The organism is Aeromonas sp. DNRA1, assembly GCF_963888745.1.
GTDB classification, from domain to species: domain Bacteria; phylum Pseudomonadota; class Gammaproteobacteria; order Enterobacterales; family Aeromonadaceae; genus Aeromonas; species Aeromonas hydrophila.
In genome coordinates this window covers 121837-138298 of record NZ_CAWPKQ010000002.1, presented here as the reverse complement: position 1 = coordinate 138298, position 16462 = coordinate 121837, and the positions used below count along the sequence as shown (strand labels likewise).

Below are 16462 nucleotides of genomic sequence, written 5' to 3'. Positions count from 1 at the left end.
ATGTTGGACAAAGTAGTCATCGCCAACCGCGGTGAAATTGCCCTGCGGATCCTGCGCGCCTGTAAAGAGCTCGGGATCAAGACAGTGGCCGTTCATTCCACCGCCGACCGGGAGCTCAAGCATGTGCTGCTGGCCGACGAAACCATCTGTATCGGCAAGCCGGCCAGTACCGACTCCTACCTCAATGTGCCGGCCATCATCGCCGCCGCCGAGGTGACCGGTGCCGTCGCCATCCATCCGGGTTACGGTTTCCTCTCCGAGAACGCCGACTTCGCCGAAGTGGTCGAGAAATCCGGTTTCATCTTCATCGGCCCGCGCGCCGAGACCATTCGCCTGATGGGTGACAAGGTCTCCGCCATCGAGGCGATGAAGAAAGCGGGCGTGCCCTGCGTACCGGGCTCCGACGGTCCGGTCGACAGCGATGCCAAGCACAACGCCGCCATCGCCAAGCGCATTGGCTACCCGGTGATCATCAAGGCCGCCGGCGGCGGCGGTGGTCGCGGCATGCGCGTGGTGCGCAGTGAAGCCGAGCTGTCTGCCGCCATCGCGCTGACCAAATCCGAAGCAGGCCAGTTCTTCAAGAACGACATGGTCTACATGGAGAAGTACCTGGAGAACCCGCGCCACATCGAGATTCAGGTGTTGGCAGACGGCCAGGGCAACGCCCTCTATCTGGGTGAGCGCGACTGCTCCATGCAGCGTCGTCACCAGAAGGTGGTCGAAGAGGCGCCGGCACCCGGCATCACCGAAGAGATGCGCAAGTTCATCGGTGAGCGCTGCGTACGCGCCTGTATCGAGATCGGCTACCGCGGTGCGGGCACCTTCGAGTTCCTGTACGAAAACGGCGAGTTCTATTTCATCGAGATGAACACCCGTATCCAGGTTGAGCACCCGGTCACCGAGCTGGTTACCAGCGTGGATCTGATCAAGGAGCAGCTGCGCATCGCCGCCGGTCAGCCCCTGTCGATCACCCAGCAGGACATCCGCATCCGTGGCCATGCCATCGAATGCCGGATCAACGCCGAAGACCCGGCCACCTTCATGCCGTCTCCGGGCCTGATCCAGCGCTTCCACGCGCCGGGTGGTCTGGGCGTACGCTGGGATTCCCACATCTACGCCGGCTACAAGGTTCCGCCCTACTACGACTCCATGATCGGCAAGCTGATCTGTTACGGTGAAAACCGCGACGTCGCCATCGCCCGCATGCGTCAGGCGCTGGACGAGCTGGTGGTGGAAGGGATCAAGACCAACGTCTCCCTGCAAAAAGAGATCATGAAGGACGAAAACTTCCAGCACGGTGGGACCAACATCCACTACCTGCACAAGAAGCTCGGTCTGTAAGGATCCTTGACGAAGACCGCCATGTCGGTGGACGTCGGCTCCGCAAGGAGCCTCTGTTGAAAAAGGGCCATGGCGACATGGCCCTTTTTTGTTATCCTTGCGCCCCTCAAAATTGTCGGAGGCCAAGGTGAATCGTTTCGCGCTCGCTCGCCGGGAAGCAGCCCTCTGCCTGCTGCTGACCCTGCTCTACTTCCTTGCCTGGTATGGCACGGCCTATTTCATCCCCGCAGAGATTGAATGCTGGGACATGCCGCTCTGGTTCCTGCTCAGCTGCATCCTGATGCCGCTGCTGTTCATCGTGCTGTGCGGCCTGATGGTGGATCGTCTGTTCGTGGACATCCCCCTCGACTCCCCTCCCCTCGATGCCAAGGAGCCTTCCCATGAATCTTGAGCTGATGCTGCCGTTGTGCATCTATTTGGTGCTGGTGCTGGGAGTCGGCTTCTGGGCCAGCCGCCACAGGGTGGGCGGCGACTTCGTCCAGGAGTACTTCATCGGCAACCGCAGCATGGGCGGGCTGGTGCTGGCCATGACCCTGGTGGCCACCTACACCTCTGCCTCCTCCTTCATCGGCGGGCCGGGAGCGGCCTACAAGATTGGCCTTGGCTGGGTACTGCTGGCGATGATCCAGCTGCCCACCGTCTGGCTCACCCTGGGGGTGCTTGGCAAGAAGTTCGCCATCATCGCCCGCCGGGTCAATGCGGTGACCATCAACGACATGCTGTGGGCCCGCTACCAGAGCAAGGCGGTGGTGGTGCTGGGCTCGGTTACCATCATCCTCGCCTTTATCGCCACCATGGTGGTGCAGTTCATCGGTGGCGCCCGTCTGCTGGAGACCGCCACCGGCCTCAGCTATCAGCAGGGGCTCCTGCTGTTTGCCAGCTGCGTGCTGCTCTACACGGTGATCGGCGGCTTTCGCGCCGTGGTGATGACCGATGCGCTGCAGGGGATCATCATGCTGATCGGCACCGGCGCGCTGCTGGCGGGCATTCTGGTGGCCGGTGACGGCCTGCCCAACCTCATCCACCAGCTCAAGGTGATCGATCCCAAGCTGGTGAGCCCGCAGGGGGCCGGCGACATGCTGACCCAGCCCTTCATGCTGAGCTTCTGGGTGCTGGTCTGCATCGGGGTGGTGGGGCTGCCCCACTCGGCGCTGCGCTGCTTCGGCTATCGCGACAGCAAGGCGCTCCATCGCGGCATCCTCATCGGTACCATCGTCAGCGCCTTGCTGATGTTCGGCATGCACCTGGCCGGCGCCCTGGGCCGCGCCATCCTGCCCGGCATGGACAGCCCGGACAAGATCATGCCCTCCCTGATGATGGAAGTGCTGCCTCCCTGGCTGGCCGGGGTTTTCCTGGCGGCGCCCATGGCGGCCATCATGTCTACCATCGACTCCCAGCTGATCCAGGCCTCCGCCACCCTGGTGAAGGATCTCTACCTCAACTACTTGAGTCCGGAGAAGGCCGGCCAGGAGAAGCTGGAGGTGCGGGTGCCGCGCCTCTCCCTGCTCTGCACCCTGATCCTGGGCACGCTGGTGCTGCTGGCGGCGCTGCAGCCCCCCGAGATGATCATCTGGCTCAACCTGCTCGCCTTCGGCGGCCTGCAGGCGGTGTTCCTCTGGCCACTGGTGCTCGGCCTCTACTGGTCGCGGGCCAACGGCCCGGGGGCCCTGGCCAGCATGGTGTGCGGCATCCTCTGCTACGCCATCCTGAGCCAGTGGGAGATCAAGCCGGCCGGCCTGCACGCCATCGTGCCGAGCCTGGGGCTGGGGCTGATTGCCTTCGTGCTGGTCAGCCTGCTCACCCCGGCCCCGAGCCAGCATGTGCGGCGCTTGTTTGAGCCGCAATCATAAATGGATTAATAAAGGGTTCCGAAACTATCCCAAAATGGGTGTTTTACGGGTAAACTGTGCGCCATATCACAAAATGCCGCGCCCTTATGCCCGTACAGAACGCCAGACAGATCCTGACCCAAGCCCTGCAGCGACTCGGTTACGCCCTGTTGCTGCCGGTCTCCATCCTGCCGCTGGCCGCGCTGCTCTATCGGCTCGGCCAGCCGGACGTGCTGGATCTGGCGGTGCTCTCCCTCACCGGCCGCGCCCTGTTCAGCCAGATGCCGCTCATCTATGCGGTGGCCATCGCTTTCGGGCTGAGCCGCCAGGGTGAAGGCACTCAGGCGCTGGCCGGCGCGGTCAACTTTCTGCTGCTGAGCTCGGCGCTCGGCACCCTGGCCCCCGGCCTGCACAGCGACATGATCTGCGGCCTGCTGGCGGGATTGACCACCGCCATCGTCTACCCCTGGCTCAAACGCCACCCCATGCCCCACTGGCTACGGCTGGTCAACGGCGACTTCACCAGCCTGCTCGCCTCGGCGTTCACCTGTCTGCTGCTGGCCTTCCCCCTTGCGCTGCTCTGGCCGCTGCTGGAACAGGGCATCACCCTGCTCGCCTCCGAGCTGCTCACCACCCCGTTCGGCGCCTTCTGCTACGGCGTGCTGAACCGGCTGCTGATCCCGCTCGGTCTGCATCAGGTGCTGGGCAGCCTCATCGGGCTGGGGGAAAGCAACCTGCAGGCACTGGCCAGCGCCCAGCCGCTGCACGAAGGCTATGTGGCCGGGCTCTATCCCATCATCATGTTTGGCCTGCCGGGCGCCTGCTTCGCCATCTGGCTGCACCGCCAGCGCATGCAGCGACTGCCGCAGGGGGGCTTGCTGCTCACCCTGGCGCTCACCTCGGCGCTGGTGGGCATCACCGAACCCATCGAGTTTCTGTTCGCCTTCACCGCCCCCTGGCTGTTTCTGGCCCATGCCCTGCTGACCGGCCTGTCGCTCGCCACCTGCAGCGCGCTCGGCATCAAGGTGGGCAGCTACTTCTCCGCCGGCCTGCTGGATCTGGTGCTGAGCTACCACGCCGGCGAGCACAGCTTCTGGCTCATTCCGGTCGGCATCCTGTTCTTCGTCGCCTACACCTTGCTGTTTTATCAGCTGCTGGAGCGCACGCCCCTCAGCCTGCCGAGCAAGCCCATCGCGCCGGAGCACCCGCGCCTTGCCAGCGTCGCCCCCTCCGATCCCCAGATGCTGGCGATCCAGTACCTCAAGGTGCTGGGGGGCATGGACAACCTGCAGGCGATGAGCGTCTGCCTGACCCGCCTCAGCCTGCGGGTGCGCGACATCTCACTGGTGGATCAATCCCGCCTGCTGGGGCTGGGCTGCCTCTCCTGGATCCAGCTCAACGACCATCAGCTGGTGCTGGTGCTGGGCCCCAACGCCAGCCTGATCGAAGGGCAGATCCGCATGCTGGCGGAGCGTCAGTCGGTGCCGCTCGGCCTCAAGCCCAATCAGGAGTCCGCCGGCCAGAGCGGCTGGTAGCCTCAGGCAAATGGCAACCGCTCGGCCACGAAATCCATCAGGCTGCGCAGGGCGGGCGCCAGGTGCTCCCGGCTCGGATAGATGAGGTAGAAGGGGTTGGGCGGCACGGCGAGCTCGGGCAACACTTTTTGCAAGCGACCACTCGCCAGATCACCTTCGCAGACATGATGCGGCAGCAGGGCAATTCCCCCCTCGTTGATGGCCAGCTCCCGCAGCGCCAGCAGGCTGTTGCTCAGACAAGCCCCCTGCGGCCGCCAGCCCCCCTCCTGCAACGGCCACACAGGCAGCGACGTGTGCACCAGGCAGGCGTATCGCCCCAACTCGCTCAGCTGTTGCGGTGTGCCGTGGGCCGCCAGATAGGCGGGCGCCGCCACCAGATGGCGCGGCACCTGACCGATGCGCCGGCAGATCAGGCTGGAATCTTTCAGCGGTGCCGCCCGCAGCGCCAGATCATAACCCTCCCCCACCAGATCAAGCTGCTCATCGCAGAGGGTCAGCTCCAGCACCACCTCGGGGTAGAGGGCCCGAAACTCGGCCAGGATCCGGCCGAGCAGCAGGGTGCCGGTCGCCTCCGGCGCGGTGATCCGCACCCGGCCGGCCGGGGCCGCGCGCAGCCGCGCCATCGCCAGATTGGCGCTGCGGGCCAGTGCCAGCAGCGCCCGGCACTGCTCCACATAGACCTCTCCCTGCGGGGTCAGGCTCAGCCGGCGGGTGGTGCGCTGCAACAGGCGCACCCCGAGCTGGGATTCGAGCCGCGAGATCTTCTGGCTGACCGAGGATTTGGGCATGCCGAGCAGCTCGGCCGCCCCGGTAAAACTGCCCTGCTCCACCACAGTGGCAAACAGCCCCATCAGCTCCAGTTCGACATTGTTCATATATTCAAACAGTCTTTACCAATTACCCATCTTAATCTGAATAATCAACCAGACTAGAGTGGCTGGCAATCCCCATCCAACCGATTTGAAAGGAACTGCCATGAAAGCCATCGCCCTGACCCACTATCTGCCGAGCGATCATCCCGACTGCTTCATCGAGGTCAATCTGGCCGACCCGACGCCGGGCCCGCGCGACCTGCTGGTGCGGGTCAACGCCACCTCCATCAACCCGGTCGACACCAAGGTGCGCGCCCCCAAGGCCAAGGTCGAGAGCAGCCCGCGGATACTGGGCTGGGACGCCGTGGGCGAAGTGATCGCCGTCGGCCGCGAGGTGACCCTGTTCAAGGTGGGCGACCGGGTCTGGTATGCCGGCGACATCAGCCGCCCCGGCAGCAACAGCGCCCTGCAACTGGTGGATGAGCGCATCGCCGCCCTCGCCCCCACCAGCCTGAGCGACCTGGAAGCTGCCGCCCTGCCGCTCACAGCCATCACCGCCTGGGAAACCCTGTTCGAGCGCATGCGCCTCACCCGCGAGAGCCGCGGACGGCTGCTGATCATCGGCGGCGCCGGTGGCGTGGGCTCCATCGCCATCCAGCTGGCCCGCCAGCTCACCGGCATGGAGGTGATCGCCACCGCCTCGCGCCCCGAGACCCGGGCCTGGTGCCTGCAGATGGGGGCCCACCAGGTGGTGAGCCATCACCAGTTGCAGGAGGAGCTCACCGCCCTCGGCATCACTCAGGTAGATGCCATCTTCTGCACCAATGCCACCGAGCAGCACTGGGATGCCATGGCCAGCCTCATCAGCCCGTTCGGCCATATCTGCACCATCGCCGAATCGAGCGTGCCCTGGGACCTCTCCCTGCTCAAGAGCAAGAGCGTCACCTTCAGCCAGGAGTTCATGTTTACCCGCTCCCTGTTCCAGACCCCGGACATGATCGAGCAGCACAACCTGCTGGGGCTGGTCGCCGCCCTGGTGGATCAGGGCGTGGTCAAGACCACACTCAGCAAGGTGGTGGCCGAGCTGACCCCGACCACCCTGGCTCAGGCCCATGCCGAGGTGGAAGCCGGCCGCATGGTGGGCAAGCTGGTGATCGACATGAGCCAGTTCGGCAACTAATCCCTTATGGGTAAAAACTGCACCATCATGGGGTGAACTCACCAGTGACAAGCCCCATCACAGCACAACTCACATCAGGCAACAGACAGTCACCACGCAGCATCACCATAAAAAGAGCCAAAAAAAGGGGCCATCCCGCCGGGATGGCCCTAAATACCTGAACGTTGGGGTAACAATCACACACATATCCTTATGCAGGACCTCTGTATCTTTGCAGCTAGTGTGCCAATCCCACCCCTCTCCCCGCTTGCTTGCCACATTGCACCCTGCCACCGGGGTCTGCAGCCCCCGGCCAACCTGCAGGCAAAAAAAAAGCCACCCGAAGGTGGCTGAAAAAGATGACGGAACTTTCCTAGAGCAAAGCATTCAGCGGGAACAGGTTGCTTCCCGTCACCCAATGAGGAATACATTAACCGTGCCAATTCGGCAAAGACCGCATCCTCCACCACACTGCATGGGCAAACCACGACAGCACACGCCCATGATGATAGAATCCCGCGGTTTCACATTTATGAAGAGTCGACGCCATGCCCTGGATACAAATTCGAATCAACGCCACTGCCAAGACCGCAGACAAGGTGAGCAACATGCTGCTGGGGCGTGGTGCCCAGGCGGTGACCTTTATGGATGCCAAGGATGTGCCCGTCTATGAACCCATGCCGGGCGAAACCCCGCTCTGGGGCGAGACTGAAGTAATGGGGCTGTTCGACGCCGAAACCGATCCGGCGCCCACCATCGCCTTCTTCCAGCAGATCTTCGGTGAGGACGTTGGCTACAAGGTGGAGCAGCTGGAAGACAAGGACTGGGTGCGCGAGTGGATGGATCACTTCCACCCCATGCAGTTCGGCGAGCGGCTCTGGATCTGCCCGAGCTGGCGCGACGTGCCGAACCCCGATGCGGTCAACGTCATGCTGGACCCAGGTCTGGCCTTCGGTACCGGTACCCACCCCACCACGGCGCTCTGCCTGCAGTGGCTGGACAGTCTGGATCTGGCCGGTAAAACCGTGGTCGACTTTGGTTGCGGCTCCGGCATCCTCGGCATTGCCGCCCTGAAACTGGGTGCCGCCCGGGTCATCGGCATCGACATCGATCCGCAGGCCATCCAGGCCAGCCGTGACAACGCCGAGCGCAATGGCGTCGCCGATCAGATAGAGCTCTATCTGCCGGCGGATCAGCCGCAAGATGTCGAAGCGGACGTGGTGGTCGCCAACATCCTGGCCGGCCCGCTGCGCGAACTGGCGCCGCTGATCGCCGGCCACGGCAAAGCGGGCAGCCTGATGGCCCTCTCCGGCGTGCTGGAAAGCCAGGCGCCGGAGCTGGAGACCATCTACGGCCAGTGGTTCGAGATGGATCCGACCGCCGTCAAGGAAGAGTGGTGCCGCCTCTCCGGCCGCAAACTCGGCTAATAAGCAACAAACCACGGCGGCTGCCAACCCATCGGCCGCAAACTCGGCTAATAAGCAACAAGCCACGGCAGTTGCCAACCTATCGGCTGCAAACTCGGCTAAGTCATTGACACAAAGCTGCCAACGGGGCTCCCACACGGGAGCCTCGCCTGTTTTCAACCTGCCCGCAGCAGCCACCTCTCTGGTACGGCCAACCAGCACCATCCATACCCGCACTGCAATCAGTGCTCATTTGACCACACAGCTCACCCCGTTTCCGGTAGGATAGGCCGCCAGTCCCCCTTGCGACACGGAGTGCTTATGCGGATTGCCATACTGGATGACTATCAGGATCAGGTGCGTCATCTGCCCTGCTTTACGCGCCTGGCAGGCCACGACGTCACCATCCTCACCCAAAGCGAACCTGACCCCGAGCGCCTTGCCGCCAAGCTGGCAGGGGTGGAAGCGCTGGTACTGATCCGCGAGCGCACCCGCATCGACGAGGCGTTGCTGCGCAGGCTCCCCTCCCTTCGGCTCATCAGTCAGACCGGCAAGATCAGCCAACATATCGACCCCCTCCTGTGTCAGCGCCACGGGGTGGCCGTCGCTGAAGGCATCGGCAGCCCGGTGGCGCCCGCCGAGCTCTGCTGGGCGCTCATCATAGCCGCCTCCCGCCACCTCCCGGCCTATTGTCATGCCCTCGCCCAGGGACAGTGGCAGCAATCCGGTACACTGGGGCTGGGCCGTACCTTGCAGGGGCTGACGCTCGGCATCTGGGGCTACGGCAAGATTGGCAGGCTGGTGGCCGGTTACGGCCGGGCCTTTGGCATGTCGGTGCTGATCTGGGGCAGCGAGGGTTCCCGCCAGCAGGCCGAGCGGGATGGCCATGCCAGCGCCCCCGACAAGGAGGCCTTCTTTCGTGACGCCGACATCCTCTCTTTGCATCTGCGCCTGCACGAGGCAACCCGTGGCTGTGTGACCCGCACCGATCTCGCGCGGATGAAGGCCGACTCCCTGCTGGTCAACGTCAGTCGAGCTGAGCTTGTCGAACCGGGCGCCCTTTATGCTGAACTCGCCGCCAACCCCACCCGGCGTGCAGCGCTCGACGTGTTCGACGCAGAGCCGGCCACGGCGCAAAGCGAGCCTTTGCTGCGCCTGCCCAATGTGCTGGCCACGCCCCATCTCGGCTATGTGGAGCGCAACAGCTACCAGCTCTACTTTCAGGCCGCCTTTGACAACCTGATTGCCTTTGCCGAGGGCAGGCCGACCAATCTGGTGCTGCCCAGCGGGCCGCTGATCACGGTTATCCGGCGGCCGGACCGCTAACATGTGAACCCCATGCGCCACCAAGGCAAGCCACAGGAGCAGCCATGACCGAGTACGACAAGATGATCGCCAGCCAGCCCTACAACTGCATGGCACCGGAACTGGATCTGTTGCGCCGGGAGACGGCCCGTCTGTACCGCCGCCTCAATCGCAGCGACAAGGAGGATGAGCAGCTGGCGCTGCTGCAGCAGATCGTCGGCGAGCTGGCCCAGGGTGCCTTCATTTGCCCGCCCCTCTACTGCACCTATGGCCGCCACATCTACCTTGGCGAGCGCAGCTACATCAACATGGGGGCCACCCTGCTGGACAATGCCCCCATTCGCATCGGCGCCGAGGTGATGATTGGGCCAAACGTGCAGATCTACACCGCCGCCCATGCGCTGGATGCCGATGAGCGCATTCAGGGGGTTGAGACGGCGCTGCCGGTCACCATTGAAGACAGGGTCTGGATTGGCGGCGGTGCCATCCTGCTGCCCGGTGTCACCATAGGGCGGGAAGCTGTTGTGGGCGCTGGAGCCGTGGTCACCAAAGACGTGCCGGCCGGCGCCAGGGTGGTGGGCAACCCGGCCCGGCTTTTGCCAGTCAAAGACTAGGCAGAGGGCCCGAGGCTCGCTCAGGCGCTCTCCAGCAAGCGGTCGATGCAGTGCACCACCTGCATGCTGGCGTTTTCCATGGTCTTGAGCTGCTCGACCATCCCTTTGATATCCCCCTGCTCGCGCGCGTGCAGGGCAGCCTTGCCGCTCTCGTGGACCCGCTTGTGCGGCCCGTCCAGTTCACGAAAGCCCGGCTTGTGGGCAAAGAGCTCGGCACCCTGCCCCTCTAAATACCATTTACCCAACCTGCACTGAGCGTGGTCGCTCACCGGCTCGTGAAAATGCTGCTGATCGATGAGCCGATAGATGGTGTTTTTCCAGACGGCGTGATCCAGCTTGGTGGTATTGAGGAAGGAGGTGGTGGCCGCGCTGTGGATCACCTGCTGCATCCGGCCAGATTGTGCCAACACCTGGGTCACCACCACATCGATCTGGGAGGAGGAGGTCGCCACTTCGGCGGCACTGGCCTGGTTGTCATCGATGATGGACTTGATCTCCTGTGCCTGGGCCACTATCTGCTTGACCAGCACCTCGATCTGGCTGCTGGCCTCATGGGCCTTGCTCGCCAACTGACGCACCTCATCGGCGACCACGGCGAATCCTCGACCAGCTTCACCGGCCCTGGCCGCCTCGATGGCCGCATTGAGTGCCAGCAAGTTGGTCTGCTCCGAAATCCCCTGGATGGCGGTCACGAACTGGTTGATGGCGGACGTGCTGGTATCGAGCTGATGGACGGCCGTGAGACTGCGAACAGCCTCATCCGTGATGGCATGGGCACGATTGGAAAGACGGGTGATGGCGCCCCTTGTCTGGGCAAAGAGCTGATCCAGCTCGCAGAGTGCTCCCTTTTCCGCCATCAGGTGCTCGGCACTGCCGGCCAGTGCTTCCCGCACGCTCTGCAACATCTCTCCCCCCTGATTCTGACAGGAGATCACCTGATTGAAGAGATCGCCATGCTCCCGACTGGTGCGCTGCATGTGCTCGTACTCACCGATGGTGGCTCGCAATTCGGCCAGCTCGCTCTGGTGCTGCTGCTCTTTGAGAAGCAACGCCTCCCTAAGCTGTTGATTCTCTTTTTCAAGCTTGCGGTTGAACCACATATGGCCTCCGGATGGCATAGGTGCGGGCAGTCGATGTCAAAGGGAAGCCTCTGGCTCTCTTGTCTCTGTCGATGCTGGCGGATCCCGAGCCGGATTTCACCTGTAAATGCAGGATCTTTGATCCTGATCCTGATTCCAATCGAGGCCACACGCATAACTGTGCAAAAGATCGCCGCAAAGAGGCAGGGTGAGGTAGATAAGAAGAGGAAAAAGAACGCGGAAATACCGGCCCTACAAAAAATGAAGCCCAATGTCATCAAGACGTTGGGCTGTAAAAAGGTGCTACGGAATTGCGACTCTCATCGCAGAAAATTAGAAGGGGTCACCTTCTAAACTGGCACAGGGATATTAACGAGGCGCAAACGTTTTACATAGCGTAATAAACCAGGATTGAGAACGGCATCTCACTATTTAAAAAATTCCCTGCCAGCCACGGCCGCCCTCTTGGCAATCTTCCAAATATCAGTACAGCCTGTCACCAGAAACAAAAAAGCCCTGACAAGTCAGGGCCTTGCCAGTAATGAGGCAGACTAGAAGCGGCGCACGAACTCGCTCACCGGCAGCTCGCGCAGCTTGCGGGCCTCCAGCATGGGGGTACCGAGGTAGAGGAAGCCCACCAGCTGATCCTCCGGTGCCAGTCCCAACCCTTCATTGATCTGCTCGTCGAAAATGAACCAGCCGGAGCGCCAGATGCCGTTGAAGCCCTGGGCCTGGGCCGCCATCTGCATCGCCATCAGGGCGCAGCCGGCGGAGAGCTCCTGCTCCAGCCGCGGCACCTTGGGATGCTCCTGATAGCGGGTTGCCACCGCGATCAGCAGCGGTGCGCGCAGCGGAGCTTCCTGACACTTCTTGATGCTCTCCTCATCCTCACCGCGGCTGCGAGCAGCCTGTGCCAGCAGGGTACCGAGCCGTTCGCGCCCCTCCCCTTCAAACAGGATGAACTGCCAGGGGGTCAGGGTGCCATGATCCGGCGCCCGCAACCCGGCCTTGAGGATATTGTCGAGTATCTCGCCGCTCGGGGCGGGCTCGGCCAGACGACCACAGGAGTGACGATTCAGTAACAGGTGGAGGGCATCCATGGGCAGTTCCTTGTCAGGGGCTATGATGGCGCTACCTTAGCACAGCACCGGATGAAGAAAACCCCTGAGCATCAGGGGTTTGTCGCAATGCATGGCGGCCCGCTGACTAGATGACTGCAGCCAGTTCGGCCCCCTGGCGGATGGCACGCTTCGCGTCCAGCTCGGCGGCCACGTCGGCCCCGCCGATGATGTGTACCGGCTTGCCCACCGCCTGCAGACCGGCCTGCAGCTCCTTGAGCGGCTCCTGGCCGGCGCAGATGATCACCTGATCCACCGGCAGACACTGCTGCTGTTCGCCCACCTGAATGTGAAGCCCTTCATCGTCGATACGCAGGTACTGCACGCCGGAGAGCATCTCCACCTTGCGATTCTTGAGCACGGTGCGGTGGATCCAGCCGGTGGTCTTGCCCAGGCCGTCGCCCACCTTGCTCTCCTTGCGCTGCAGCAGCCAGACCTGGCGCTCGGGGGCGTCGATCACCGGGGCCATCAGGCCGCCGCGCTCGCCAAGCTGCTTGTCGATACCCCACTCCTTGAGCCAGTGATCGCGACTGCGATCCCCCTTGCCCTCTACCAGGTATTCGGCCACGTCAAAGCCGATGCCGCCGGCACCGATCACTGCCACCTTCTCGCCCACCGGCTTGTGATCCCGCAAGACATCGAGGTAGCTCATCACCTTGGCATGCTCGATACCTGGAATGTTGGGAGTGCGCGGGCGGATGCCGGTGGCGAGGATCACCTCGTCAAAACCGCCGCCCAAGAGGCTCTCGGCACTCTGGCGCTGGCCCAGATAGAGCTCGACGCCGCACTTCTCCAGCCGCTTGGCAAAGTAGCGCAAGGTTTCGTGAAACTCCTCCTTGCCCGGGATCTGCTTGGCGAAGTTGAACTGGCCGCCGATTTCGCTGGCCTGATCGAACAGGCTCACCTGATGGCCGCGCTCGGCGGCGTAGCAGGCAAACGCCAGCCCGGCGGGACCTGCGCCCACCACCGCCAGCTTCTTGGGCTGGGGCACCCGGCCAAAGGTGAGTTCGGTCTCGAAGCAGGCGCGCGGGTTGACCAGGCAGGAGGCCCGCTTCTGTTTGAAGACATGGTCAAGACAGGCCTGGTTGCAGGCGATGCAGGTGTTGATCTCGTCCGCTCTGTCTTCAGCAGCCTTGATGACAAATTCCGGGTCCGCCAGGAAGGGGCGCGCCATGGAGACCATGTCCGCCTCGCCGCCCGCAAGAATGCGCTCGGCCACCTCGGGGGTGTTGATCCGGTTGGTGGTGATGAGCGGTACCTTGAGGTGCTTTTTCAGCTCGGCGGTCACCCAGCTAAAGGCGCCGCGCGGCACGCTGGTGGCGATGGTGGGAATGCGCGCCTCGTGCCAGCCGATGCCGGTGTTGATGAGGGTGACTCCCACCTGCTCCAGCGCCTTGCCAAGGGCGATCACTTCCTCAAGGGAGGAGCCCTGCTCCACCAGATCCAGCATGGAGAGGCGGAAGATGATGATGAAATCCGGCCCGACCCGCTCACGGATGGCGCGGACAATCTCCACCGGGAAGCGCATGCGGTTTTCACTGCTGCCACCCCAGCCATCGGTGCGCTTGTTGGTGCGCTCGCAGATGAACTGGTTGATGAGATAGCCTTCCGACCCCATCACCTCGACCCCGTCGTAGCCCGCGCTCCTGGCCAGTTGTGCGGTGGCGGCGAAGTCGCGGATGGTGCCGCGGATCTGCCGCTCGCTCATGGCGCGCGGCTTGAACGGAGAGATGGGGGCCTTGAGGGCGCTCGGTGCCAGGCTGAATGGATGATAGGCGTAGCGGCCGGCATGGAGGATCTGCAGTGCTATCTTGCCCCCCTCCTGATGTACCGCACTGGTCACCTTCTTGTGCTTGGCCACCTGCCAGGGAAAGCTCAGCTGGGAGCCGTGGGGCACCAGCCGGCCACGCAGGTTGGGGGCGATGCCGCCAGTCACGATGAGGCCGACCCCGCCCCGGGCCCGCTCGCCATAGAAGGCGGCCAGCTTGTCAAAGCCCCCCTTCTCCTCTTCGAGGCCGGTGTGCATGGATCCCATCAACACGCGGTTGCGCAGCTGGGTAAAGCCGAGATCGAGGGGGGTCAGCAGGGTCGGGTAACGGCTCATCATGAACTCCTTTTCGGGGCCCGGCTGGATGGCACCACGCCCATTCCCCGCCGCCTGGACTCAAGCCCAAGACACGACGGCAGGATGGGTGGGCGGCTCACAGGGCCTCCAGTTAATTTTTTGTTATCAAACCGAGGCTAGAGTAAAGAATCGAAAATGCTTTTTCAAACAAATGTTTGGACAATTTTTCGGCGAACAGACGTGTTCCGAACAACCGGGCTCCGATCCTGTCCAAGCGGAAATGGCATTTCACCGGCCAACTGGTTAATAATGGCGCTTCCCTCCCCATTAACAGGGCGATAACGCGACTATGTCTATTTTCAAAGGTCTGGGTTGGCTGTTTCGCAGCCTGTGGCGCCTGCTCAATTTCACCCGGCTGATGCTGGTCAATCTGCTGTTTCTCGTCGTGGTCTTGATCATCGTCTTCAGCATCAGCCAGAAAGAGGCGCCCAGCGCCCCCATCGAAGGGGCCCTCACCCTCAATCTCTCCGGCGTGCTGGTGGAACAGCGCTCGCAGACCGATCCCACGGTGCAGCTGCTGCGCCAGGTGGACAACAGCGACGAGCTGCCCAGCGAGATCGTCCTCTCCGATCTGCTGTGGGCCATCAAAAGCGCCAAGGATGACGATCGCATCAAGGCGCTGGTGATCAAGCCCCAGGGGCTGCAGGGCACCAGCTTCTCCAAACTGCAGGAGGTGGCGAGCGCCATCGATGCATTCAAGGAGAGCGGCAAGCCGGTCATCGCCATGGCCGACTTCTACACCCAGGGCCAATATCTGCTAGCCGCCCACGCCGATCACGTGCTGCTCAACCAGAGCGGCGCCGTGGTGATCGAGGGGCTCGGCGTCTACCAGACCTACTACAAGTCGGCGCTGGAGAAGCTCAACATCACCCCGCACGTGTTCAAGGTCGGCACCTACAAATCCTTCGTCGAACCCTACACCCGTGACGAGATGTCCCCCGAGAGCAAGGAGGCGAATCAGCGCTGGTTGGATCAGCTGTGGCAATCCTATGTGGCCGACGTGGCCGAGCAGCGGGAGATCGAACCGGACGCCGTGGCACCGGGCAAGGATCGCTTCCTCGAGCTGCTGCGCAAGGCCGGCGGCAACGCCGCCAACTACGCCCTCGACAACGGTCTGGTGGACCAGCTGGCGACCCGCGACGAGATGACCCAGGCGGTGATCAAGGAAGTGGGCGAGAGCGATGACCACGGCTGGAAGGGCGTGGGCCTCAAGGAGTACCTGGCCGCCATCCCGAGCCAGTATCCCCAGAGCGGCAAGGATGAGGTGGGCCTCATCGTCGCCAGCGGCGCCATCATGGATGGTGTCCAGCCAGCCGGCACCATCGGTGGCGACAGCCTCGCCGACCTGCTGGCCGATGCCCGCCGCGACGACAAAGTGAAAGCCCTGGTGCTGCGGGTCGACAGCCCGGGCGGCAGCGCCTTCGCCGCCGAGCAGATCCGCGCCGAGCTGCTGGCCCTCAAACAGGCCGGCAAGCCGGTAGTGATCTCCATGGGCAGCTACGCCGCCTCCGGTGGCTACTGGATCTCCGCCGATGCGGACAAGATCTTCGCCTCCCCCGCCACCCTCACCGGCTCCATCGGGGTGTTCGGCATGTTCGCCACCATCGACAAGGCGCTCTCCCAGTACGGGGTACACTCCGACGGCGTCGGCACCACCGACTATGTCGGCGTCGGCCTGACCCGAGCCCTGCCGGAACACGTCGGCCAGGCGATCCAGCTGAGCGTGGAAGACACCTACCAGCGTTTCGTCGGTCTGGTGAGCAAGGGCCGTGGCCTGAGCCCGGAAGAGACCGAGAAAGCAGCCGAAGGCCGGGTCTGGACCGGTCAGGATGCCAAGGCGCTGGGACTGGTGGACGAGTTTGGCGATCAGGAGGCGGCCATCAAGGCGGCGGCCGAGCTGGCCAACCTCAAGGAGTGGCAGGTCACCCCCATCGAGCAGGAGGAGTCGGCCAAAGACAAGTTCCTGCGCCAGCTGTTCGACAGCAGCGCCCAAGTGCTGGCTTCCCACCTGCAGAGCTGGTTGCCGGCCGGGCTCGGCAAGGCACTGGTGGAGGTAAACCGCAGCCTGGACCCGCTGACCCGCTTCAACGATCCGCAGGGCACCTACGCCCTCTGCCCGGTCTGTACGCTCTGATCGGC

The 16462-nt window shown here is 63.3% G+C and carries 13 protein-coding genes; 9 read left to right on the top strand and 4 right to left on the bottom strand.

What is annotated here, in order from left to right; all coding sequences use genetic code 11:
- The 4 genes from accC (at nucleotide 1) to AACQ43_RS06640 (ending at nucleotide 4705) form a co-directional block, all read left to right on the top strand.
- Complete coding sequence (gene accC, locus AACQ43_RS06655) at nucleotides 1–1341, top strand: acetyl-CoA carboxylase biotin carboxylase subunit (protein WP_011707113.1); 1341 nt, start codon at nucleotides 1–3, stop codon at nucleotides 1339–1341.
- 112 nt (nucleotides 1342–1453) lie between these two features.
- Nucleotides 1454–1732, top strand: coding sequence for a YhdT family protein (locus tag AACQ43_RS06650; protein ID WP_016351749.1), 279 nt, complete (start codon nucleotides 1454–1456; stop codon nucleotides 1730–1732).
- Nucleotides 1722–3191: a sodium/pantothenate symporter gene (gene panF, locus AACQ43_RS06645; protein WP_168966613.1), complete on the top strand. Its 1470-nt coding sequence runs from the start codon at nucleotides 1722–1724 to the stop codon at nucleotides 3189–3191. The genes AACQ43_RS06650 and panF overlap by 11 nt, the downstream gene beginning before the upstream one ends.
- Nucleotides 3192–3277: 86 nt before the next feature.
- The gene (locus AACQ43_RS06640) at nucleotides 3278–4705 is read left to right on the top strand and encodes a PTS transporter subunit EIIC (protein ID WP_106553211.1); all 1428 of its coding nucleotides are present in this window, start codon (nucleotides 3278–3280) and stop codon (nucleotides 4703–4705) included.
- A 2-nt stretch (nucleotides 4706–4707) separates the two neighbouring features.
- On the opposite strand, the gene AACQ43_RS06635 is transcribed toward AACQ43_RS06640, so the two are convergent.
- Nucleotides 4708–5580: a LysR family transcriptional regulator gene (locus AACQ43_RS06635; RefSeq protein ID WP_043160238.1), complete on the bottom strand. Its 873-nt coding sequence runs from the start codon at nucleotides 5578–5580 to the stop codon at nucleotides 4708–4710.
- Between the two features lie 100 nt (nucleotides 5581–5680).
- Here AACQ43_RS06635 and AACQ43_RS06630 point away from each other — a divergent pair, with 100 nt between their 5' ends.
- The 4 genes from AACQ43_RS06630 to AACQ43_RS06615 all read left to right on the top strand — a co-directional run bounded on the left by AACQ43_RS06630 (nucleotide 5681) and on the right by AACQ43_RS06615 (nucleotide 10001).
- Nucleotides 5681–6697, top strand: coding sequence for a zinc-binding alcohol dehydrogenase family protein (locus tag AACQ43_RS06630; protein ID WP_168966611.1), 1017 nt, complete (start codon nucleotides 5681–5683; stop codon nucleotides 6695–6697).
- A gap of 527 nt (nucleotides 6698–7224) precedes the next feature.
- On the top strand, nucleotides 7225–8103 hold the full coding sequence (gene prmA, locus AACQ43_RS06625) for a 50S ribosomal protein L11 methyltransferase (RefSeq protein WP_168966609.1): 879 nt from the start codon (nucleotides 7225–7227) through the stop codon (nucleotides 8101–8103).
- Nucleotides 8104–8403: 300 nt separating this feature from the next.
- Complete coding sequence (locus tag AACQ43_RS06620; protein ID WP_168966607.1) at nucleotides 8404–9408, top strand: D-2-hydroxyacid dehydrogenase family protein; 1005 nt, start codon at nucleotides 8404–8406, stop codon at nucleotides 9406–9408.
- 44 nt (nucleotides 9409–9452) lie between these two features.
- Complete coding sequence (locus AACQ43_RS06615) at nucleotides 9453–10001, top strand: sugar O-acetyltransferase (RefSeq protein WP_049048223.1); 549 nt, start codon at nucleotides 9453–9455, stop codon at nucleotides 9999–10001.
- A 20-nt stretch (nucleotides 10002–10021) separates the two neighbouring features.
- Here AACQ43_RS06615 and AACQ43_RS06610 read toward each other — a convergent pair whose 3' ends face one another.
- From AACQ43_RS06610 to AACQ43_RS06600, 3 genes are all read right to left on the bottom strand, one after another.
- Nucleotides 10022–11101 (bottom strand): methyl-accepting chemotaxis protein, encoded by a 1080-nt coding sequence (locus AACQ43_RS06610; protein WP_049048224.1) that lies wholly within the window; start codon nucleotides 11099–11101, stop codon nucleotides 10022–10024.
- Nucleotides 11102–11631: 530 nt separating this feature from the next.
- Nucleotides 11632–12180, bottom strand: a complete 549-nt coding sequence (locus tag AACQ43_RS06605) for an NAD(P)H nitroreductase (protein ID WP_168966605.1) — start codon at nucleotides 12178–12180, stop codon at nucleotides 11632–11634.
- 106 nt (nucleotides 12181–12286) lie between these two features.
- Nucleotides 12287–14302 carry an NADPH-dependent 2,4-dienoyl-CoA reductase gene (locus AACQ43_RS06600; RefSeq protein WP_168966603.1) on the bottom strand — a complete coding sequence of 672 codons (2016 nt, stop codon included), beginning with the start codon at nucleotides 14300–14302 and terminating at the stop codon, nucleotides 12287–12289.
- 310 nt (nucleotides 14303–14612) lie between these two features.
- Here AACQ43_RS06600 and sppA point away from each other — a divergent pair, with 310 nt between their 5' ends.
- Entirely contained in the window at nucleotides 14613–16457 is a 1845-nt protein-coding gene (gene sppA / locus AACQ43_RS06595) for a signal peptide peptidase SppA (RefSeq protein WP_168966601.1), read from the top strand.
- Nucleotides 16458–16462: the final 5 nt, after the last annotated feature.

Excerpts from the sequence above, each read along its gene's own strand:
- panF (WP_168966613.1), top strand. The coding sequence starts at position 1,722 with ATGAATCTTGAGCTGATGCTGCCGTTGTGCATCTATTTGGTGCTGGTG.
- AACQ43_RS06620 (WP_168966607.1), top strand. The coding sequence starts at position 8,404 with ATGCGGATTGCCATACTGGATGACTATCAGGATCAGGTGCGTCATCTG.
- AACQ43_RS06615 (WP_049048223.1), top strand. The coding sequence starts at position 9,453 with ATGACCGAGTACGACAAGATGATCGCCAGCCAGCCCTACAACTGCATG.
- AACQ43_RS06600 (WP_168966603.1), bottom strand. The coding sequence starts at position 14,302 with ATGAGCCGTTACCCGACCCTGCTGACCCCCCTCGATCTCGGCTTTACC.
- AACQ43_RS06630 (WP_168966611.1), top strand. The coding sequence starts at position 5,681 with ATGAAAGCCATCGCCCTGACCCACTATCTGCCGAGCGATCATCCCGAC.
- accC (WP_011707113.1), top strand. The coding sequence starts at position 1 with ATGTTGGACAAAGTAGTCATCGCCAACCGCGGTGAAATTGCCCTGCGG.
- AACQ43_RS06605 (WP_168966605.1), bottom strand. The coding sequence starts at position 12,180 with ATGGATGCCCTCCACCTGTTACTGAATCGTCACTCCTGTGGTCGTCTG.
- sppA (WP_168966601.1), top strand. The coding sequence starts at position 14,613 with ATGTCTATTTTCAAAGGTCTGGGTTGGCTGTTTCGCAGCCTGTGGCGC.
- prmA (WP_168966609.1), top strand. The coding sequence starts at position 7,225 with ATGCCCTGGATACAAATTCGAATCAACGCCACTGCCAAGACCGCAGAC.
- AACQ43_RS06635 (WP_043160238.1), bottom strand. The coding sequence starts at position 5,580 with ATGAACAATGTCGAACTGGAGCTGATGGGGCTGTTTGCCACTGTGGTG.
- AACQ43_RS06610 (WP_049048224.1), bottom strand. The coding sequence starts at position 11,101 with ATGTGGTTCAACCGCAAGCTTGAAAAAGAGAATCAACAGCTTAGGGAG.
- AACQ43_RS06640 (WP_106553211.1), top strand. The coding sequence starts at position 3,278 with ATGCCCGTACAGAACGCCAGACAGATCCTGACCCAAGCCCTGCAGCGA.